The sequence below is a fragment of the Kineosporia sp. R_H_3 genome (assembly GCF_002198675.1).
GTDB lineage: Bacteria > Actinomycetota > Actinomycetes > Actinomycetales > Kineosporiaceae > R-H-3.
Genome location: NZ_MWLL01000086.1, coordinates 1 through 19,788 on the forward strand (window position 1 = coordinate 1; position 19,788 = coordinate 19,788).

21 protein-coding genes are annotated in these 19,788 nt (G+C 73.8%); 10 read left to right on the forward strand and 11 right to left on the reverse strand.

Going from position 1 to position 19,788, the window contains the following annotated elements:
* Both ECOMGDLI_RS06645 and ECOMGDLI_RS06650 read right to left on the reverse strand, forming a co-directional pair.
* Nucleotides 1–278: glycosyltransferase (locus tag ECOMGDLI_RS06645; protein WP_143447550.1), on the reverse strand; the 278-nt coding region annotated here is incomplete at its 3' end.
* A 47-nt stretch (nt 279–325) separates the two neighbouring features.
* Nucleotides 326–2,923, reverse strand: coding sequence for a CDP-glycerol glycerophosphotransferase family protein (locus ECOMGDLI_RS06650; protein WP_088315340.1), 2,598 nt, complete (start codon nt 2,921–2,923; stop codon nt 326–328).
* Between the two features lie 21 nt (nt 2,924–2,944).
* On the opposite strand from ECOMGDLI_RS06650, the gene ECOMGDLI_RS06655 reads away from it, so the two are divergent.
* Nucleotides 2,945–3,799, forward strand: a complete 855-nt coding sequence (locus ECOMGDLI_RS06655) for an acyltransferase (RefSeq protein ID WP_198954620.1) — start codon at nt 2,945–2,947, stop codon at nt 3,797–3,799.
* A gap of 11 nt (nt 3,800–3,810) precedes the next feature.
* Here the strand turns inward: ECOMGDLI_RS06655 and ECOMGDLI_RS06660 are convergent, their stop codons facing one another.
* A complete protein-coding gene (locus ECOMGDLI_RS06660; protein ID WP_088315342.1) occupies nt 3,811–4,278 on the reverse strand; it encodes a MarR family winged helix-turn-helix transcriptional regulator in 468 nt (155 codons plus the stop codon).
* Between the two features lie 77 nt (nt 4,279–4,355).
* Here ECOMGDLI_RS06660 and ECOMGDLI_RS06665 point away from each other — a divergent pair, with 77 nt between their 5' ends.
* A complete protein-coding gene (locus tag ECOMGDLI_RS06665) occupies nt 4,356–5,456 on the forward strand; it encodes a hypothetical protein (RefSeq protein ID WP_088315345.1) in 1,101 nt (366 codons plus the stop codon).
* A gap of 22 nt (nt 5,457–5,478) precedes the next feature.
* Here ECOMGDLI_RS06665 and ECOMGDLI_RS06670 read toward each other — a convergent pair whose 3' ends face one another.
* Complete coding sequence (locus ECOMGDLI_RS06670; protein WP_088315347.1) at nt 5,479–6,024, reverse strand: DinB family protein; 546 nt, start codon at nt 6,022–6,024, stop codon at nt 5,479–5,481.
* A 61-nt stretch (nt 6,025–6,085) separates the two neighbouring features.
* On the opposite strand from ECOMGDLI_RS06670, the gene ECOMGDLI_RS06675 reads away from it, so the two are divergent.
* Genes ECOMGDLI_RS06675 through ECOMGDLI_RS06685 form a run of 3 tightly spaced genes read left to right on the forward strand, consistent with a single transcriptional unit; the run spans nt 6,086 to nt 8,317 of the window.
* Nucleotides 6,086–6,703, forward strand: coding sequence for an L-threonylcarbamoyladenylate synthase (locus tag ECOMGDLI_RS06675; protein ID WP_088315349.1), 618 nt, complete (start codon nt 6,086–6,088; stop codon nt 6,701–6,703).
* A 47-nt stretch (nt 6,704–6,750) separates the two neighbouring features.
* Entirely contained in the window at nt 6,751–7,785 is a 1,035-nt protein-coding gene (locus ECOMGDLI_RS35290) for a tetratricopeptide repeat protein (RefSeq protein ID WP_198954621.1), read from the forward strand.
* A gap of 58 nt (nt 7,786–7,843) precedes the next feature.
* Nucleotides 7,844–8,317: a cupin domain-containing protein gene (locus ECOMGDLI_RS06685; protein ID WP_158220920.1), complete on the forward strand. Its 474-nt coding sequence runs from the start codon at nt 7,844–7,846 to the stop codon at nt 8,315–8,317.
* A gap of 15 nt (nt 8,318–8,332) precedes the next feature.
* On the opposite strand, the gene ECOMGDLI_RS06690 is transcribed toward ECOMGDLI_RS06685, so the two are convergent.
* Nucleotides 8,333–8,956: an IMP cyclohydrolase gene (locus ECOMGDLI_RS06690; RefSeq protein WP_158220921.1), complete on the reverse strand. Its 624-nt coding sequence runs from the start codon at nt 8,954–8,956 to the stop codon at nt 8,333–8,335.
* A gap of 47 nt (nt 8,957–9,003) precedes the next feature.
* Nucleotides 9,004–10,266 carry an ATP-binding protein gene (locus ECOMGDLI_RS06695; RefSeq protein WP_088315355.1) on the reverse strand — a complete coding sequence of 421 codons (1,263 nt, stop codon included), beginning with the start codon at nt 10,264–10,266 and terminating at the stop codon, nt 9,004–9,006.
* A gap of 177 nt (nt 10,267–10,443) precedes the next feature.
* On the opposite strand from ECOMGDLI_RS06695, the gene ECOMGDLI_RS06700 reads away from it, so the two are divergent.
* Complete coding sequence (locus tag ECOMGDLI_RS06700; protein ID WP_198954622.1) at nt 10,444–11,787, forward strand: TIGR04013 family B12-binding domain/radical SAM domain-containing protein; 1,344 nt, start codon at nt 10,444–10,446, stop codon at nt 11,785–11,787.
* Between the two features lie 28 nt (nt 11,788–11,815).
* Here the strand turns inward: ECOMGDLI_RS06700 and ECOMGDLI_RS06705 are convergent, their stop codons facing one another.
* Nucleotides 11,816–12,799, reverse strand: coding sequence for an EamA family transporter (locus tag ECOMGDLI_RS06705; RefSeq protein WP_088315359.1), 984 nt, complete (start codon nt 12,797–12,799; stop codon nt 11,816–11,818).
* Nucleotides 12,800–12,908: 109 nt separating this feature from the next.
* Between ECOMGDLI_RS06705 and ECOMGDLI_RS06710 the strand changes: the two genes are divergently transcribed.
* The 3 genes from ECOMGDLI_RS06710 (at nt 12,909) to ECOMGDLI_RS06720 (ending at nt 15,132) form a co-directional block, all read left to right on the forward strand.
* Complete coding sequence (locus tag ECOMGDLI_RS06710; protein WP_088315361.1) at nt 12,909–13,451, forward strand: CGNR zinc finger domain-containing protein; 543 nt, start codon at nt 12,909–12,911, stop codon at nt 13,449–13,451.
* Between the two features lie 104 nt (nt 13,452–13,555).
* Entirely contained in the window at nt 13,556–13,903 is a 348-nt protein-coding gene (locus tag ECOMGDLI_RS06715) for a YciI family protein (RefSeq protein ID WP_088315363.1), read from the forward strand.
* Nucleotides 13,903–15,132 carry an RNA polymerase sigma factor gene (locus ECOMGDLI_RS06720; protein WP_088315365.1) on the forward strand — a complete coding sequence of 410 codons (1,230 nt, stop codon included), beginning with the start codon at nt 13,903–13,905 and terminating at the stop codon, nt 15,130–15,132. The genes ECOMGDLI_RS06715 and ECOMGDLI_RS06720 overlap by 1 nt, the downstream gene beginning before the upstream one ends.
* Nucleotides 15,133–15,551: 419 nt before the next feature.
* On the opposite strand, the gene pcaD is transcribed toward ECOMGDLI_RS06720, so the two are convergent.
* The 4 genes from pcaD to pcaH all read right to left on the reverse strand — a co-directional run bounded on the left by pcaD (nt 15,552) and on the right by pcaH (nt 18,891).
* Nucleotides 15,552–16,322 carry a 3-oxoadipate enol-lactonase gene (gene pcaD / locus ECOMGDLI_RS06725; protein WP_088315367.1) on the reverse strand — a complete coding sequence of 257 codons (771 nt, stop codon included), beginning with the start codon at nt 16,320–16,322 and terminating at the stop codon, nt 15,552–15,554.
* Entirely contained in the window at nt 16,319–17,416 is a 1,098-nt protein-coding gene (locus ECOMGDLI_RS06730; protein WP_088315369.1) for a lyase family protein, read from the reverse strand. Before ECOMGDLI_RS06730 ends, pcaD begins: the two co-directional genes overlap by 4 nt.
* Nucleotides 17,417–17,540: 124 nt before the next feature.
* Entirely contained in the window at nt 17,541–18,137 is a 597-nt protein-coding gene (pcaG, locus tag ECOMGDLI_RS06735; RefSeq protein WP_088315371.1) for a protocatechuate 3,4-dioxygenase subunit alpha, read from the reverse strand.
* Nucleotides 18,121–18,891 (reverse strand): protocatechuate 3,4-dioxygenase subunit beta, encoded by a 771-nt coding sequence (pcaH, locus tag ECOMGDLI_RS06740; RefSeq protein ID WP_088315408.1) that lies wholly within the window; start codon nt 18,889–18,891, stop codon nt 18,121–18,123. The genes pcaG and pcaH overlap by 17 nt, the downstream gene beginning before the upstream one ends.
* A 79-nt stretch (nt 18,892–18,970) precedes the next feature.
* On the opposite strand from pcaH, the gene ECOMGDLI_RS06745 reads away from it, so the two are divergent.
* The gene (locus tag ECOMGDLI_RS06745; protein ID WP_088315373.1) at nt 18,971–19,738 is read left to right on the forward strand and encodes an IclR family transcriptional regulator; all 768 of its coding nucleotides are present in this window, start codon (nt 18,971–18,973) and stop codon (nt 19,736–19,738) included.
* The last annotated feature ends 50 nt before the right edge of the window (nt 19,739–19,788 follow it).

A 19,788-nucleotide genomic window follows, 5' to 3' on the forward strand; every position in this document is an offset into this window, starting at 1 on the left:
GTGGCGTGCTCCATGCCGTGGTTGCGGGCCGCGCCCTGACCGGCGTTGGCCTGCGTCAGCACCGTCATCGGCAGGATGCCGTGCGCCTCGAAGTCCGCCGCGTACCGGTGGAGCACCTCGAGCGAGTCGTCGGTGGACCCGTCGTCGACCGCGACGATCTCGACGCGCGACAGGTCGACCCCCTGCTGCCGTTCGAGCGAGGCGAAGAAGTCCGGCAGGTAGCGGGCCACGTCGTAGACGGCGGTGACGATCGAGATGTCCGGTACGGGGTGTTCCACACCCTCAGTCTACGGAGGTCGCCTGCGCGGCCCGGCCCGGTCGACGATCAGCAGGCAGGGCGGGTGAGGGCCTCGATCGCCGCGGTGACGCGTTCGCAGCAGCGGCCGTCGCGCAGCACGAACGTCTCCTCGATGCGCTTGAGGTACTCCTCGGACGGCGTGCAGCCGCGGGCCGCGATCTCGGCGACCGCGGCCACGGTCTGGTCGGCGGTGAGCGTCACCGGGCCGAAGCCGTCGCGCTCGTAGTCGAAGTAGCCCGCCCGGCCGAGGTGCCCGCCGGCCCGGACGAGGTCGCGGTCGAACTGGAAGTAGACGACGGGGCGGTCGACGTAGGCGGCGTTGAAGGCCATCGAGGAGTAGTCGGTGACGAGTGCGGCGGCCGAGGCGAAGAGGCGTTGCGCACCGCCGCCGGCGAAGGTGAGCGGCTCGACGTGGGACGGCAGGTCCAGGGTCGGGAGGATCTGCTGGAGCTGCGGGTGCGGGAGGAAGCCGATGCGCAGACCGTGCTCCCGCGCGACGGCCTCGAGCTCCGGGGACCGCAGGACGCCGAGCCAGGCCTTCGCGTACTCGGTGTCGAGGAAGTCGGCGCGGACCTTCCGGTCGCCGGTGATCGGCGCGAACGGACCCATGAGGCCCGAGCGCCAGGTCGGTGCGACGAGGACGAGGTCGCGGTCCGCGGGCGTGAGCGAGGCGGCGATCGCGCGGAGCCGGTCGAACCGGGGCAGTCCGGTGAGCCGGGCCTCCCGGGTCGTGAACACGTAGGGCGTCCGGTCGCCGGCGATCGAGTCCTGCTCGGGCTGGGTGCTCGTGACGAACAGGTCCATCGCCTTGGGGTTGAGCCAGGCGGAGACGTCGTCCTTGATGACGCCGTGCTGGAGGAACGTGAACCGCCACTGCGGCTCCCGCCCGCCGAGCGCCCACATGATCTTGCGGGGGCGGTGGATCGGGACGTCGACGTGCGAGGAGATCAGGTGCCGGCAGCTGAACATGAGCAGCTGCCACTGCCGGGACCCGTAGGCGACCACCCGCTCGCCGTGGGTCGCGCGCATCCGGGCCCAGTCGTGGCTGCCCGGGTCGAGGACGAACCAGGCGTTGACGTCCGGCCGGTGCTCGCGCAGGTACTCGAAGAGCCGCTCGGCGTTGTCGTCGGCGTTGCGTAACCGGTCCATGAGCACCCACGCGTCGGCGTACCGGGCCCGCACGGGCGCCGTCCGCACGAGCCGGGTGAGGACGGCGCCCCGCACCCGGGCGCGGGCGGCTCCGAGCACCCGGCGCGGCTCCGCGTGGAGCGTCCCGGCGACGGAGCCGACGCGGCGGGCCGCGCCACGCAGCCCGCGGGGTCGGGCCGGGCGCCGGGGCGGCGGGCCTTCCCACGCGTGCGCAGGTTCCGCCTCGACCCCCGCGACGCGCACGGTGATGCCGGCCCGTTGCGGCAGCCACGCGATCCGCTCGCGCAGGAGCGTGGCCCCGAAGTACACGTGCGTGCGCAGCTTCGTGTGCACGGGGGTGAGCGGCGCACCGCCGGCGAGGTACGACGTCTGCGGCTCCGGCCCGGTGAACCGGGTGACGACCTTGACGAGCCGCTGCTCGTCGTCCGTCTGCTCGACGACCGCGCGCGGGCTGTGCCACGGCTCGTCGAGCAGCCCGTGCCGCAGGATCTGGCGCCACTGCGGCCACAGCTCCCGGGCGTCCCAGCGGGCGATGACGTCGTCGTCGAGCAGGGTCCGGATCTGCCGCAGGAGCCCGACGAACTCCTCCCCGACCTCCCCGACGGCAGCGCTCGGTCGGCCGTCCTGGGACTCGAACGTGAAGTACCAGGAGAGCTCGTAGAGCACGATGTTCTGCACCCAGGCCGGCGGCCGGCCGCCGGTCGCGGCGGCGCCCGCCTCCAGGGTGGGCAGCAGCCCCAGCCGCGGGACGGTCGTGTACCGCGCCGGCTGCACGAGGCTCTGCTGGAGCGTCGACGTGCCGTCCGACCGGCGCCGGTAGCGGTAGTGCGCCGAGCCGACGAACCCGACCCGGCGGGTCGGGCAGCCGAGCAGGTAGAGCGCGGTGAAGTGGCCGTCCTCGAAGTTCGGCCGGATCCGCTCGTCGAAGCGCAGTCCCTGTTCGACGAGCCGGTCCCGGCGGAAGAGGCCGGCGTTCGCCGAGCCGAAGAACGTGCCGGTCCCGTCGAGGTCCTCGACCCGGTCCGGCCCGGCGAACCGCCGCCGGGTCGGGTGCGTGTTCGTCACGCGGCCGGTGGCGTCGTCGAGGATCCAGTACGGGGTCGCGACGAGCTCGAGACCGGGGTGGGCGCGCGCGAAGGACAGGACCCGGGCGCACCAGTCGGGGGCCAGGGTGTCGTCGGGGTCGGTGAACGTCACCCACTCGCCCGCCGCGTGCTCCAGGCCCAGGTTGCGCGCGCTCGCCTGGCCGCCGTTCGGCTTGCTGAGCACGGTGACGCCGAGGGTGGTCCGTGCGGCCCACCGCTCGAGGACGGCGAGCGAGTCGTCGTTCGAGCCGTCGTCGACCGCGACGACCTGGATCCGGTCGAGCGGGACGTCGCGCTGGCCCTCGAGGGAGGCGATGAAGTCGGGGAGGTAGCGGGCCACGTCGTGCACCGCAGTGACCACGCAGATGTCGTACGTCCGGTGGCGGGTCACCCGGGCGAGTCTAGTTTGCTCATGATGGCAACCACCGTGACGGTGCTCGGGCCCTATGCGGACGACGCCGGCAACACGATCGAGTTCCGTTCCGCCGACGGCCTGGCAGCGCCCCCTCCGGACGACGCTGCGCTCGCCGCGTCCGCCGGGGCGCGGTTCAGGGTGCTGTTCAGCGGGCGAGAGAACCGGCTCGTGCTCACGTTGCCCATGCGGCTGGCGGACCTGAGCGTCCAGTTCGACTGCGACGGCGGCCTCGTGGAGATCGGGTCGAGCGCGGGGGTGCCCGCCCTGCGGGCGAACATGCGTGTCGGGCAGGACGCGCGGATCGTGCTGGGGCACAACGTGTCCGCGACGTCGCGTGTCGGGTTCTCCGCCGTCGAAGGGGTGACGGTCTCCGTCGGCGACGACGTGATGTTCGCCACCGGGGTCGAGGTGCGCGCGGACGACGGGCACCCGATCTTCGACGTCCGGACCGGCCGCCGGGCCAACCCCGCCCGGCCGATCACGGTCGGCAACCACGTCTGGGTCGGCTGGGGTGCGGTGCTCCTCGCAGGGACGACGATCGGGGACGGCTCGGTGGTCGGCATGCACGCCGTCGTCAAGGGCCGCTTCCCCAACAACTGCATCGTCGCCGGGGTCCCGGCGCGCGTCGTCCGCCGCGACATCGCCTGGGAGCGCCCGCACCTGTCGCTCGCCAAGCCGTACTACAAGCCGGACGCGAGCACCGTCCGGCGCTCGCCCTACTGGAAGCTCACGCAGGACGACGAGCCGACCGTCACCGGCAGGGGGCGGGGTACGACCCGTCGGCTGCTGCGCCGGGTGCTCCCCCGGCCGCTGCGGACGCGGCTGGCGCGGCTGCGCCGCGGCGCCCGGTAGCCCGGCCGGGGTCAGCCCCGCGCGATGTCGCCCAGCACCGCCCGCATGGCGTCCCAGCGGTCCGCCCCGAGCCGCTCGGCCCACTCCTGCTCCATGGCCCGGATGCCGTCCTCCGTCGCCTGCGCGACGGCCCGGCCGGACGCCGTCCGCCGGACGACGCGGGCCCGCCGGTCGCGCGGGTCCGGCTCGACGGTGAGCAGCCCGCCGCTGACCAGGCTCCGGACGAACTCCCCGAGCGCCTGCGCCGTCATGCCGGCCCGCGCGGCGAGGTCGCCGACCCGCAGGCCGTCGTCCGGTGTCAGCGTGAGCAGCCTCAGCTGCGAGGTGCGCAGCGTCGACAGGTCGGGCAGGTCCGGCCCGCCGGCCGCCGCGCGGGCCATGTGCGCCTGGACGTCCGCCCGGAGCCGGCGCAGCGCGTGGTCCAGCAGGGCGAACACGTGGTCGTCGGGGTCGGCGCCGGAGCCCTTGACGGCATTCATAAGGTTCCCTTACTTTCGATGATGCCAAGGTTACCTTAGTACTTGATCGGCGTCCTCGGTCAGGCGGGAGCGGGACCATGACCACCACCACGAGCGGCTGGACCCTCGCCGACCTCCTTGCGGGCCGCCGCCTCGCCGACGTCCTGGGGCACGACGTCGACGAGGCGGCGGTCGCTCTCGAGACCGTCCCGTACGCCCCCGGGTCCCCGGCCACCGGCGGGCTGCTCCGGCTGCGCGGCGGGGGAGCCCGCGTCTTCGTCAAGGTCCTCCAGCACGTCCGGCACTGGCCCTACCTGCGCTTCCTGCCGCCGGCGGAGGCGGCGCACTTCGTCGCGTTCTTCCCGTGGTCGGAGGAGCTCGCGGCCTGGCGGCCGCACTTCGTCGACCGGCTGCCCGCAGGGCTGCGGGTGCCGCGGCTCTACGAGGTCGTCGACCTCGGCGACGACCGGGTCGCGGTCTGGATGGAGGACGTCGACGTCGCCGACGTCCCCTGGGACGTCGACCGCTACGCCCGGGCGGCGTGGCTGCTCGGGGCCTTCAACGCCCGTATGTGCGAGCCGGAGGTGCTCGCGACGACCGCCTTCGAACCGGACTACGGGTTGCGGATGTGGGTCGAGAACGCCCTGGAGCCGCAGGGTTTCGCGGCGCTCGAGGACGACGCCGTCTGGTCGCTGCCGGCGTTCGCCCGGCACCCCGACGTGCGGGCCGGGCTCCGCGCCGCACGCCCGCTCGTCCCCGGGGTGCTGGCCCGGTTCGCGACGTTGCGGCACGGCATGCCGCACGGCGACGCGAGCCCGCAGAACCTGCTCGTCCCGGCGGCCGACCCGGCGGGGTTCGTCGTCATCGACATCGGCTTCCAGACCCCGGCGCCGCTGGGGTTCGATCTCTCCCAGCTCGTCGTCGGCCTCGCCCACGCCGGTCTGCTCCCGGCGTCGGCGCTGCCGGACGTCGAGCGCGCGGTCGTCCCGGCGTACGCCGACGGCGTGCGCAGCACGGGGACGGCGATCGAGCACGCCGAGGTCGCCGCGACGTACGCCGGGGCTCTGCTCGTGCGCAGCGGGTTCACGGCGCTGCCCTACCGGGAGGCCGCCTCGGCGACGGCCGGTGACGTCGACGAGCGGGCGGACCTCGTCCGGTTCGTCCTCGGTGCCGCCGACCGCCATCTCGCGACGGGGTAGTCGCGGCACCGCCGGCAGCGGCTCACCCCATGCTCTTCGCCCCGTCGATCGCCTCGCGGACGATGTCGGCGTGCCCGGCGTGCTGGGCGGTCTCCGCGACGATGTGGAGCAGGACCCGGCGCGCCGTCCAGCGTGCACCGGGCTCGAACCACGGCGCGGGCGGCAGCGGGGTGCTCGCGTCGAGGTCGATCGTCGCGACGAGCGCGTCCGTCGCGGCGGCCACCCGCGCGTACTCGGCGAGCAGGCCCGCGAGGGTCTCGCCCTCGAGCATCCGGAAGCTGTTCGCGTGCTCGACGTACCCGGCCTCGTCGCTGCCGCCGAGGGCCGAGGTGTCGCCCTGCATGAAGGCGGCCCACGAGGCCTCGGTCCGGGCGACGTGCTTGACCAGGCCGCCGATGCACAGTGCGCTCACCGTGGGGGTCGCCGCCGCCTGCTCGTCGGTGAGGTCGCGGGCCGGGAACGTGAGGAAGAAGCGGTGCTTGCGCAGGGTGTCGAGCAGGTCCGCCCGCTCGCCGCTGAGGGGTGCGCCTGAGGTCGCCCCGGCGTCCGTCGTCGTCTCGTTCGTCATGCGGAGACCCTAGGACGAGGGTCCGACAAGCAGGCCTCACGCACAGGAGCAGAATCACCGTGTGGCCAAGTACCTGGACGTCCACCCCGTCAACCCGCAGCCGCGTGCGATCGCCGAGGCGGTCCGTGTGCTGCGCGGGGGCGGGCTCATCGTCTACCCGACCGACTCGTGCTTCGCGCTCGGGGCGATGATGGGCGAGCAGCGGGCGCTGGAGCGGATCCGGGAGATCCGCAAGCTCGACCACCGGCACCACTTCACCCTCGTCTGCGCCGACTTCTCCCAGCTCGGCCAGCTCGTGAACATCGGCAACGCCGCGTTCCGGCTCGTGAAGTCGTGCACGCCCGGGCCGTACACGTTCATCCTCCCCGCGACGAAGGAGGTCCCGCGCCGGCTGCTCCACGCGAAGAAGCACACCGTCGGCGTCCGGATCCCCAAGCACACCGTCGTCCAGGCGCTGCTCTCCGAGCTCGGTGAGCCGCTCCTGTCGAGCACCCTGCTGCTGCCGGACCAGGAGGAGCCGCTCACCGACGGCTGGACGATCAAGGAGGAGCTGGACCACGTCGTCGACCTCGTCCTCGACTCCGGCGACTGCGGCACCGAGCCGACGACGGTCGTCGACCTCTCCGACGGCGTCGAGGTCGTCCGGGTCGGGGCGGGGGACGTCAGCCGGTTCGAGTGAAGCGCGTGCTGCGGGCCCTCCCGACGCGCGGCTGGCAGAATCCCTCGGTGCCGTCCCCCAGCCAGCAGGTCCGCGTCGTCCACCTGCCGCCCGCCGTCCTCGACGCCCTCGCCGCCGGTGACCTGGCTGCCGCGAACGAGGCGAGCCCGGTGCCGCTCGGCCCGGTCTGCCTCGACCCCGGCTGGCGGCAGATCTGGGCCGTCCGCAGCGAGCAGGTCGCCAAGACCCCGGACGACGGCCCGTGGGTCACCGGCGTCGTCGTCGACGAGCGGACGGGCACCGTCGTCGGGCAGGCCGGGTTCCACGGGCAGCCCGACGAGCGCGGCATGGTCGAGGTCGGTTACGAGATCGACCCCGCGCTGCGCCGCCGCGGGTACGCCCGCGCCACGCTCGAGGCGCTCGTGCGACGGGCCGCGGCAGAGCCGGGGGTCACCGTCGTCCGCGCGTCGATCAGCCCGGACAACGTCGCGTCGAACGCCCTGACGCAGTCGTTCGGCTTCGCGCAGGTCGGTGAGCAGTGGGACGAGGAGGACGGGCTCGAGATCCTCTTCGAGCTCGACCCGCGGGCCTGGGTCGAGCAGGCGCGGTGGGAGCAGCGGCTCGCCGAGGTGTGGGTGTCGCTCGACGACGTCGCGGACGACGACCCCGAGGGCGAGGAGGCCTTCCGGGCCCGGGTGGACGAGGTGGTCGCCGAGCGCACCGCGGACGACGGTGTCGCAGCCTTCGAGCGCGGCTGCGCCTTCGACTCGACGGGGCAGAGCGACCGCGCCGTCCCGCTCTACCGCGAGGCGCTCGCGGCCGGGCTGACCGGCGTCCGGCGGCGGCGTGCCGTGATCCAGCTCGCCAGCTCGCTGCGCAACCTCCACCGGTCGCCCGAGAGCCTCGCGCTGCTGCTCGCCGAGCGCGACAACGGTTCGGACGGTCTGGACGACGCCCTTGCGGCGTTCCTCGCGCTCACCCTCGTCGACGTCGGCCGGGAGCGTGAGGCGCTCACGGTGGCGCTCACCGCGCTCGCGCCGCACCTTCCGCGGTACCAGCGGTCCGTGGCCCGGTACGCGCAGGCGCTCGTCGAGCCGGGCTGACGTCGTCCGCGGGTGCATGCGCACGGGCGCGCCCGACCGGGCTGCGGGAGCCTGGGGCATGACCGAGCTACGGTTCCCTGACGGGCAGGTCCTCACCATCGAGCGGACGGCGCCGGACCTGAGGTTCACCGCGTGGCTGCCGCCGGGGCTCTCCGGCCCGCCGGCCCATCGGCACCGGAACGAGTCCGAGACGTTCACCGTGCACGAGGGCCGGCTGCTCGTGCGGGTCGGGAGCGAGCGGCGCGAGCTCCTCGCGGGCGAGTCGGTCACCGTGCCGCCGGGGATGACCCACGCGTTCTCCAACCCGTTCGCCGGCCCGGCGCTCATCGGCACCGTCGAGAGCCCGGCCGGCCCGCTGCTCGCGCAGCTGACCTCGCTCGCGGCGTCGGGCGGGCGGCCGTCGATCCTGGAGATGGCCCGGATCAACGCCGACCACGACTACTCGCTCACGCTCGCAGGGCTGCCGGACGCACCGCAGCGGCTGCTGTGGCGTGGTCTCGCGCTCGTGGCGCGGGCGGTCGCGCGGGGCTGAGGCGAACATCGCCCGTCACGTGCCGGTCAGCAGACGGGTCTCCCGCAGTGACGTGACAAGGCGTGCGATGCGCAGGTCCGCGGGTAGCGCGCCCCACAGCTCCTGCTCCAGAGCTCCGATGTCCCACGCCGCCACGCTGATCTCCGTGGGCACCGCCGAGGTCCGTACCTCGGTGGCTGATCCGTCATACGTGGTGAGCAGAACACCGAATCCAGGTTCGAACTCCTCGACCGCCACGATCCCTCGATGCCCGTGTCCGTCAGCGGCCCGACGAACCCACCCGAGGGAGGTCACGTCAGAACCGGTGCGGACAGCCAGCCAGATGCGCGGCGTGTAGATCGGCGGATCGGGTTCGAACGTCGGCACTGCGCTGGCGTCGCCGATGCTGACACCTCTGGCGAGACTGTCGCACAAGGGGACGACGTGGTCACCGTTGCCGACGACGAGCCAGTCGGCTCGACGGGCAAGAGCGACGTAGTGTCGCAGCGCGTCCGGCGCGACTCCGCCACGCGCATCGCGTACCTCGACGTCGCCGTTGGATGACTCCACGAGGATCCGCGCCTGGGAAGCCGTGCTCCGCCCGGTGAGTGCATAAGCCCAGAACAACGTCCCGTCGCCGGTTCGGCCGGTGAGGCACACGCGACCGGGATAGGGCCTGGCCGCCAAGGCATCGACCACCCCCGGAGTCACTCGCCCACCTCATGATCGCCGCCCCACAACGCGGACACCGGGCTGGCCCAGATGCGCTCACCGAGACGACCGGTCAGGGGTCCCGTGTACAGCACGATCCCAGCGTGGAAGCGGTCGCCGAGCCTGTCGCGAAGGAACTTGAGTCCCCGGGCGTCCGCCTCGTTGACGGACGTCGCGGTCTTCACCTCGATGCCGATGACCCGGCCGTCCGCACGCTCGACCAGCAGATCGACCTCGACGCCCGAGCGGTCTCTGAAGTGCGCCAGCGTCAAGGGTTCGTCGACGGTCGACAGCTGCTTGGAGATCTCAGCCAGGACGAAGCTCTCCATGAACGCCCCGGCCATTCCTCCCGACGCCAGGCGGCCTGCGTCCATGCCGATGGCTGCCGCCGCCAGCCCGGTATCGGTGACATGGACCTTCGGCCGCCGGCCCTCCTTGGCGGAGACGCCGATGGTCCAGCCGGGCAGCTCCGTGATCAGGTACACGTGCTGCAGCAGGTCGAGATATGCCGATGTGGCAGTGCGTCCCATCGCCAGCTGCTCCGCGACGGCGCTGCGGCTCAGGATTCCGGAGGTCTGCTGCGCCACGAGTCGGTACAGCCGGGCAAGGGCGCCGGGGTGTCGGACATCCGACAGCTGCGGTAGGTCGCGCTCGGCGACGGACGAGAGGTAGCTGGCGAACCAGCGACTGCGGAGGTTGGGGGTCGCCCGACGTAGTGCGGCGGGATAGCCACCGGCCACGATGAGATCGAAGTAGTCGGCGCGCGACAAGGAACTGGTCACCACCGGGGGCTCCGACCCGAGCAGCGCCGGGAGCAGTCGCTCTCCTCCTTCGAGTACCTCGGCCACGGCCAGGGGAGGCAGGTACAGGCGATGCACTCGACCCGTCAGCGTCTCCGACCCGGTCGGGAGCAGGCGCGCGCCCACGGATCCCGCCAGCAGGAATCGTCCCGGCTCGCCCGTGCGGTCGACGACACGCTTGACGACCGAGAGCACCGACGGGGCCCGCTGGAACTCGTCGATCACCACGAGCCCTTCCGACTGCAGCGCCGTGAAGGGGTCTTCCCGGATGACGCTGAGAACGGCGTCGTCGTCGAGGTCGATCACCTTCGCCGAGCGGGTATCGGCGATCTCGCGGATCAGAGTCGACTTCCCGGAACCGCGAGGGCCTTCCAGCAGGACGGCCGGCTCGTCCATCAACAGAGTGTCCAGGACGGAGCGGGCATCCCGCACAACATGCCTGGTCAGCGCGAGTCTCACGCGCTCAGCCTATCCTGTACCGTGCAGATCGTCCCACCACTACCGAACAAATCGTCCAAAGATCATCGTGCATATCGTCCCGGCTCTATCGTGCAAATCGTCCGGATCGCTCTGTGGGGGTCTGCCCAAGGCTGTGGCGTAGTTCGTCACCCGGCCCAGGCGACGTAGCCTGTGCCGGTGCCCGGCGCCGTCCTCGATCTCGTCGTCCGCTACCGCAAGGGGCAGACGTACGGGGTGCACGCGCTGCTCGCGGCGCTCGAGGTGGAGCCGCCGAGCGTGCCGTACGAGTTGCACCTGGCGCGCAGCGTCGAGGAGCTCACGGACGTCGTCCGCGCCGGGGTCGCGGCGGGCCGCCGGGTGCTCACGGTGTGGTCGTTCTACTCGCCGGACTTCCCGGCGGCCGCGGCCGAGCTCGCTCAGGTCCGGGCGGCGGTGCCCGAGGGCCCGGGCGACGGGGTCGTCCACGTCGCGGGCGGTGTCCACGCGACGGCCGAACCGCTGGTGACGTTGCGGTCCGGCTGGGACGCCGTCGCCGTCGGCGAGGGCGAGGGCACGTTCGTGACCCTCGTCGAGGCGGTCGCGACCGGGGCCGAGTACCGCGGGCTGGCCGGGACGGCGCACCTGGACCGGGTTGACGACCCGGCGGGCCGGCTCGTCAAAGGCCCTGCGGCGCAACGTCGTCCGCTCGACCACTACCCGGCGTTCCCGCACACCCGCAACCTCACGAGCCCGATCGAGATCACCCGCGGATGTGTGTACGCATGCAAATTCTGCCAGACGCCGTTCATGTTCTCGGCACGGTTCCGGCACCGCAGCGTCGACTCGGTGCGCGAGAGCGTGCGGGTCATGCGCGGGCGCGCGCTGCGCGACGTCCGGTTCGTCACGCCGACGTCGCTGTCCTACGGCTCGGAGGGTGACGAGCCGGACCTCGACGCCGTCGAGGAGCTGCTCGCCGCGTGCCGGGACGAGATCGGCCCCGGCGGGCGGGTGTTCTTCGGGTCGTTCCCGAGCGAGCTGCGACCCGAGCACGTGAGCGTCGAGGCGTTGCGGATGCTCAAGAAGCACGTGCACAACCGGGACGTCATCGTCGGGGCGCAGTCCGGTTCGGACGACGTCCTCGCGCTGTCGGGGCGCGGCCACGGCGCCGCCGTCGTCGAGGACGCCGTCCGGCTGTGCGTCCAGGAGGGGTTCCGGCCCAACGTCGACATCATCTTCGGGATGCCCGGCGAGGGCGGGCCGCAGGCCCTAGAGACCGTCGCCCTCATGGACCGGCTCACCGCGCTCGGCGCGCGGATCCACGCGCACACCTTCATGCCGCTGCCGGGCACCCCGTGGCGCAACGAGCCGCCCGGCCGGCTCGACGCCCCGACCCGGCGCGCGCTCGCGACGCTGACGACCCGCGGCGGGGTCTACGGCTCCTGGGAGAAGCAGGAGGGCATCGCCGCCGAGATGGCCGGTGCGCGGTCCGCGGACGCCGGGCACCGGCAGGGCCGCCCGCGCCGGCTGCGCGAGGGCGGTTGACCCCGGCGGGTCGGGCGGATCCTGCTGGTCAGGCGTTCTCGGCGTACTTGACGACGCCGACCCCGGCGAGGATGACGGCACCGCCGACGAGCTGCAACGGGGTGAGCGACTGGTCGAGCAGCAGCCACGCGAAGAGCACCGCGAAGAGCACCTCGGTGAGGCCGAGGAAGGACGAGAAGCGGGCGCCGAGGATCCGCGTGCCGGTGATGCCGGCGACGTAGGCGACGACGGCCGCGACGAGCGAGAGCCCGAGTACCGGCCAGACCCAGCTCATCGTGCGCCCGGCGAACTCGACGTCGACCCGGGGCGCCGACAGCGGGACGACGCCCGCCGCCCCGGCGAGGAGCAGGCAGACGGCGCCGATCGCGAGCCCGCCCCAGGCCATGGCGATCGGGGGCAGGTCGTCGTCCGAGTGCGCCGACAGCACGAAGAACGCGGCCAGGCCGGCGGCGGCGCCGAGCCCCCAGAGCACACCCACGACGTCCACCCGGACCGCGCCGAGGACGTCGAGCACGAGGACGAGACCGGACACCGAGAGCGCGGCACCGAGCGCCGTGAGCAGCGTGGGCCGGTGCCCGTGCCGCAGCCACATCCAGCCGACGACGAGGATCGTCCCGAGGTACTCCAGCAGCAGCGCGACGGCGACGTCGAGGTGCGAGACCGCGTTGAAGTAGGCCACCTGGCAGGCCGCGACCGCGACGACGCCGTAGGCGACCACCGGGCGCCACGACCGGCGCAGCACGTGCGCCCGGCCGCGGAGCGAGACGAGCGCCGGCACCGTGAGCACGAGCGCGGCGACGCCGACCCGGGCGGTGACCGCCCCCGCCGACGACCAGCCTGCGGCGAGGAGCGCCGAGGCGAAGACGCCCGACGTGCCGAACGTCGCGAACGAGACGAGCGACAGCAGGACGCCCAGCCCCGTCGGACGACGCCCGGCCGCCGGTGCGGCGCCGTCCGGTCGCGTACCGGCACCGCCGATCGCGGGGGCCGGGGTGGACGAGGTGGCGGCCATGGGTGCCCTCCGGCGATCATCGACCCGGTCGCAGGAACGACGTAAGGGCCAAAAGCGTTGTGCGGCTATGACGGGCTCCACCCTAGGATGGCGCCTGAAAGGGGTCAAGTTGCTTTTTGCCCATGACACCGAGATGTCGCTCTCGGCGCTCGCCGCGCTCGTCAACACCGGCCGCGGCCGCACCGAGGGCATCGCCGCCATGGCCGACCTCGACGCCTACGCCACCACGTGGCGCTGGACGGGGAGCCGGGTCCGGGACGACGCCGAGCTGGTCGCCGTCCGGGCGCTGCGCGGCCGCCTCGAGCAGCTCTGGACCCTCGACGAGGACGGCGCCGTCCTGCTCGTCAACGACCTGCTGCGCGAGGCGAACGCGCTGCCCCAGCTGGTCCGCCACGACGGCTGGGACTACCACATGCACGCGACGTCCCCCGAGGCCCCGCTCGCCGAGCGGATGGCCGTCGAGGCCGCGATGGCGATGGTCGACGTCATCCGGAGCAAGGAGCTCGACCGGCTGCGGGTCTGCGCGGCGGACGACTGCTCCGACGTCATGGTCGACCTGTCGAAGAACCGGTCCCGGCGGTTCTGCGACACGACGTGCGCGAACCGCACGAACGTCGCGGCGTTCCGGGCGAGGCGGGCCGCCCGCGAGTGACGGCTGCGGGGGAGGAATCCTCTGCGAGGGTGTCGAATCCGAGCCGGCCCGTTCGTAGCCAGGGTGGGAGCACCGCAGGGGTGCCCCGGACGAGGAGATCCGAGATGACCCAGTACCTGCTGTCCGTCTTCCCCGACGAGGCCGCGATCGCCACGACCCCGCCCGAGGAGACCGAGCGGATGTACGCCCAGGTCGGTGCGTTCAACGAGGAGGTCAAGGCCGCCGGGTCGTGGGTGTTCGCCGGCGGGCTGCACCCGTCGAGCACGGCGACCGTCGTGCGGGCGGTCGACGGCGAGGTCGTGACGACCGACGGCCCGTACGCCGAGGCCAAGGAGGTCATCGGCGGGTTCTGGATCATCGAGGCGGCGGACCTGGACGCCGCGCTCGCCTGGGCCCGCAAGGGCACGGTCGCCTGCGGTGCGCCGGTCGAGGTCCGCCCGTTCCAGGACTGATGACCGCCGCCGACCTCGAGCGCGTCTACCGCGGCGAGCGCGGCCGCTGCGTCGCGACCCTGGTCCGCCTCCTCGGCGACATCGACCTCGCCGAGGAGGCGGTCCAGGAGGCCTTCGCGGTCGCGGCGGCGACCTGGCCGGAGCGCGGCGTCCCGCCGAACCCCGGCGGCTGGATCACGACGACGGCACGCAACCGGGCCGTCGACCGGTTGCGCCGGGAGGCCACCCGCGGCGACCGGCACCGTCAGGCCCTGCTGCTGCACACCCCCGACGAACCGGAGGAGGTCGGTCCCGTGCGCGACGACCGGCTCCGGCTCGTCTTCACGTGCTGCCACCCGGCGCTGGCGCAGCCGGCCCAGGTCGCACTCACCCTCCGGCTGCTCTGCGGCCTCACGACGCCCGAGATCGCGCGCGCGTTCCTCGTGCCCGAGGCGACCGTCGCGCAGCGGATCGTCCGGGCGAAGAAGAAGATCGCCGCGGCCCGGATCCCGTACCGGGTCCCGGGCGACGCCGAGCTGCCCGAACGGCTCCCGCCGGTGCTCGCGGCCGTCTACCTGACCTTCACCGAGGGGCACACGGCGACCGCCGGCGACGACCTGCTGCGCCCCGACCTGTGCGCCGAGGCGGTCCGGCTCGGCCGGCTCCTCGCCGAGCTCATGCCCGACGAGCCCGAGGTGCTCGGGCTGCTCGCGCTCATGCTGCTCACCCAGGCCCGGGCGGGCGCCCGGGTGGCGGACGACGGCACGCCCGTCCTGCTGCCGGACCAGGACCGCTCCCGCTGGGACCGCTCGCTCGTCGCCGAGGGGCAGGCGCTCGTGCGTGCCTGCCTGCGCCGCGGTGCGCCCGGGCCGTACCAGGTGCAGGCGGCGATCGCGGCGGTCCACAGCGACGCGCCGTCCGGTGACGCGACGGACTGGCGGCAGGTCCTCGACCTCTACGACCTGCTCCTGCGTCTGACGCCGACGCCGGTGGTGGCGCTGAACCGCGCGGTCGCTGTCCTCCACGTCGAGGGTCCGCAGGCGGCGCTCGACGCGCTCGACGGCCTCCCGCTCGACCGGCTCCACCTGTTCCACGCCACCCGGGCCGACGTGCTCGCCCGGCTCGGGCGGGCCCGGGACGCCCGGGCCGCGTACGACCGGGCGCTCGCCCTCGCGACGAACGGCGCGGAACGGCGGTTCCTCCGGGGCCGCCGGGACGCGTCGGGAACCGGGACCGAAGGGGCGACGTGACCGTTCACGCCACGCCCGCGCAACACACCTTTTGGTCTTTCGCCACGCGGCGCAGGCGGGACGTGCCAGCCTGTGCAGGCAAGGTTGTCACGGTACGGGGCGAGGAACGGGAGCGAGGTGGCCGAGGAACGATGAGGTTCCCGCTCGAATGGACTCGATGATCGGCACGGCCAAGTGTTGCCGCCTGTGGGCCGTCCTGCTGTACACCCGTATCGGTCGCTGCGGCAGCTGCCACGAACGCCCGCGTCTCGTCGCTGCTGACCCGCCGTGGTTCTTCCGGACCAGCACGTCGGACGAGGACGCCGCGTAACCACCCGACTCCGATGAGTGTACGGAGTCCACAGCATGGCCGCGCCCTCATCTCACGATGCGGACAGTACTTTTTCCGTCGCTGTCGGTGACGCCGGCTCCTTCGCGACTCAGCCCGCGAGGTGCTCCAGGAGCAGTCGCGTGCAGGCGTCCGCGCTCTCGACGGTGCCCAGGTGTGCTCCCGGGACGACCTCGACCCGGGCCTGGACGTCGTCCGGCAGGCACGCGGCGATCGTCCGTGCGTGCTCCTGCGGGGTCGCCGGGTCGTCCGCCGTGGCGACGACGAGCGCCGGCGCCGTGACCTTGGCGAGGGTGTCGCGCAGGTCCATCGCCGCGATCGCCTCGCAGCAGCCCGCGTAGCCCTCGGCCGGCGTCCCGACGACCATCGCGCGGTGCGCGGCGACGACGTCCGGCCGGGCGGCCGCGAAACCCGGCGTGAACCAGCGGGCGACGACGGCGTCCGCGATCGCGCCGGTGCCGTCCGCCCGCACGGTCGCCGCCCGGTCGAGCCAGCCCTCGAGCGGTGGCAGGTAGGCCGAGGTGCAGAAGAGCGCGAGCTTCTCGACCCGGTCGGGCACGTGCGCCGCGAGCCACATCGACACCATCCCGCCGAGCGACAGGCCCCCGGCGGTGAAGCGCTCGACGCCGAGGGAGTCGAGCAGCGCGAGGACGTCCTGCGCGAGGTCGGCCAGCCCGTACGGGCCCGCCGGCACCTCCGAGGCGCCGTGCCCGCGGTGGTCGTACCGGACGACCCGGTACTGCTGCGCGAGCGCCTCGAGCTGCGGGTCCCACATCCGCCGGTCGGTGCCGAGCGAGCTGCCGAGGACGACGACGGGGGCGCCGTCCGGGCCGTGGACGTCGTGACCGAGCCCTGCCGTCATGCGTGCTCCTCCTCGCGGGGGCCGCCGAGGGCCCGGTCGACGACCGCCTCGGCGGCCGAGGTGTCCAGGGTGCCGCCGGTGCGGGCGAGCAGCGCGTCGACCGCGGCGCGCATCCGGTCGGGGTGCACGACGAGCCCGTCGAGCGACGCCCGGACGTGCGCCGCCGTCGCGTCGACGAGCCGGAGCAGGTCGACGAGGACCGGTGCCTCGGCCTGCCAGCGGCCGGCCGCGCGCTGCAGCTCGCCCGGCATGCCGGCGAGCAGCGTCGCGACGAGCCCCGGCACCCGGTGCGCGCACGCGAGGGCGAGGACGGCGCGCGACGGGTTCTGCTTGTGCGGCATGGCGGACGAGCCGCCGGGGGCGGCGACGGAGACCTCGGCGATGTCGGTCGAGGAGAGCAGGACGACGTCCTGGGCGATGCCGGCGAGCTCGCCGGCGAGTGCTCCCAGTGCGCCGGCGAGGTCGGCGACCCGGCCGCGCGTCGCGTGCCACGGCGCGGCGGGGACGGCGAGCCCGAGCTGCTCCGCCACACCGGCGAGGAGTGCGTCCGCGTGCCGGCCCGCAGGCGTGAGGGTGCCGACGGCGCCGGCGAGCTGGACGGCGAGCCGGGTCACCCGTACCTCGGCGAGTCGCTGCGCCGCCTCCCGGACGCCGACCGCTCGGACGGCGGCGAGCGCACCGAACGTCGTCGGTTCACCGTGCTGGAGAAGGGTTCTGCCGACCATCGCGGTTCCGCGGTGCGTGCGCGCCAGCCCCCGCAGCAGGTGCTCGACATCGTGCGCAGTGTTGAGCGCATGGGCCGTGGCGTCCTTCGCGACGAGCATCGCCGCGGTGTCGACGACGTCCTGGCTCGTCGCCGCGACGTGGACGGCGTGCCGCGCGTCCGCGGGCACGAGCGCCCTGAGCTGCCGCACGAGCTCGACGACCGGCGTGGCCTGGGTCGCCGTCCCGGCGGCGAGCGCCTCGAGGTCGAGGTGCGCACCGACGTCCTGCGCGGCCTTCGCGCACGCGTCGGCGACGACGGTCGCCGACGCGGCGTCGACGAGCCCGACGTCCCCGGCGGCGCGGGCCAGCGCGCCCTCGAAGCCGAGCATGGCGCGCGCCCAGGCGGCGTCGTCCGTGCGGGCGTCGGCGGCGGGCGTCGTCGCCCCGGCGCCGAAGAGCCGGAACGACGACGTGCCGTCGCGCCCGCCGTCCGGTGCGCCGTGCTGCGCGCCGTCAGATGTCGAAGAAGACAGTCTCGTTCTCCCCCTGGAGCCGGATGTCGAAGCGGTAGCCGCCGTCGACCTGCTGCGCCACGAGGGTATGCCTGCGGTGCTCCGGCACCGCGGCGAGCACGCGGTCCTCCGCGTGGCCGCCCGGGCCGGCGACGCCCGCGTGCTCGGGGAAGTAGACGCGGGTGACGACCCGGTCGAGCAGCCCGCGGGCGAAGACCGAGACGTCGAGGTGCGGCGCCTGCGTCGTCCCGTCCGGGCCGGGGACCGCACCCGGCACGAGGGTCAGCACCGACCAGCGGCCGCCGTCCACGGTCTGGGCACGGGCGAACCCGCGGAACCCGGGCGGGGCCTCGGCGACGCCGCGGGGGTCGTCGGGGTGGTGGAACCGGCCGTCCGGGTGGGCCTGCCAGATCTCGATCATCCCGTCCGGGACGGGGGCGCCCTCGCCGTCGTAGAGCGTGCCGGAGACCGTGACCGCGCCGGGCGTGCCGGGGTCGACGGCCTCCTCGCCGTGCTCCCAGGTGAGGCCGATCGCGAGGTAGGGACCCACGGTCTGCGAGGCCGTGAGGCCGAGCCGCCCGTCACTCGTCGTCGGCATCGACGTCCTCCGTCTCGAAGTAGGTGGCGCCGCTGCCGCGGAGCACGATGTCCCAGCTGAACGCGAGGGCCCACTCGGGCTGCGTCGCCTCGTAGTCGAACCGGGAGATCAGCCCCTGCCGGGCCTTCTCGTCGGGGATCGAGTTGAAGATCGGGTCCTGGAAGAACAGCGGGTCGTCCTCGAAGTACATCTGGGTCACGAGCCGCTGGGTGAACGCCCGGCCGAAGAGCGAGAAGTGGATGTGCGCCGGTCGCCAGGCGTTGTGGTGGTTCTTCCACGGGTAGGCGCCGGGCTTGATGGTCGTGAACTCGTAGCGGCCGAGCGAGTCGGTGACGACCCGCCCGACCCCGTTGAAGTGCGGGTCGAGCGGAGCCGGCCACTGGTCGCGCAGGTGCCGGTACCGGCCGCCCGCGTTGGCCTGCCAGATCTCGACGAGCGTGTCCGGGACGGCCCGCCCGTCGCTGTCGAGCACCCGGCCGCGCACGACGATCCGCTGCCCGAGGGCCTCGCCGCCGTCCCACTGGGTGAGGTCGGCGTCGTCCTTGGTGACGCGACCGTCGCCGAGGACCGGGCCGGTGACCTCGGTGAACAGGTGCGGCAGGAGCACGAGCGGCTCCTTCGGGTGCCGCAGCCCGGTGCTCCGGTAGTCGGGGGAGTCCAGCGGCGGGTGCACCCCCAGGGGCCGTTCGTACTGCGGGAGCACGAGCCCGTTCGCCTGTCCGGGAGCCGCCTGCGCCGGGTGGTCGGTCGTCATGGCGTCCACGCTAGGGACCGCGATCGGGACCTCCAACCAGCCTCTTCCGCTCAGTGGAAGCTTGTGGCAGGTTGGCGGGATGGCGGGCAACGCGCGGGAGCCGGGGGTCTCGGTGGCCTCCCGGGTGCTCGCCGTCCTCGGTGCCTTCGACGCCTCGCACGACCGGCTCACGCTCTCCGAGATCGCCCGCCGCAGCGGCCAGCCGCTCGCGACCGCGCACCGGCTCGTCGCCGAGCTCGAGCGCTGGGGCGGCCTGACCCGGGCGGACGACGGCGTGTACGGGATCGGCCGCCGGCTCTGGGACGTCGGCACCCTCGCCCGCGTCGAGCGCGACCTGCGCGACGTCGCGTCGCCGTTCCTCCAGGACGTGCACCGGACGACGCGCGAGACGGTGCACCTCGCCGTCCGCGACGGGCTGCACGCGCTGTACGTCGACCGCCTCGTCGACCGGACGACGGCCCAGGTGCTCAGCCGGGCCGGTGCCCGGCTGCCGCTGCACGCGACCGCCGTCGGCAAGGTGCTCCTCGCGCACGCGCCCGGGGACGTCGTCCGCGCCGCCCTGACCGACCCGGTGCGGGTCACGCCGCACACGATCACCGAGCCGGGCCGGCTGCACCGCGAGCTCGCCGAGGTGCGGCGGCGCGGCTCCGCCCGGACCGCCGAGGAGATGACGCCGGGCGCCTGGTCCGTCGCCGTGCCCATCGCGCCGCCCGGCGGCGGGGTCGTCGCCTCGCTGGGCATCGTCGTCGCCTCGCCGCGGCGCGACCTCGTCCGGCTCGTGCCGGTGCTGCAGGTCGCGGCGAACGGCATCGGCCGCGAGCTGCCGCCGGGATGGGCGCCGACCTGACCGGGCGCCGCCCGGAAGTCGTTCGCGGCGTGTCCTGCCCACGGTGCACT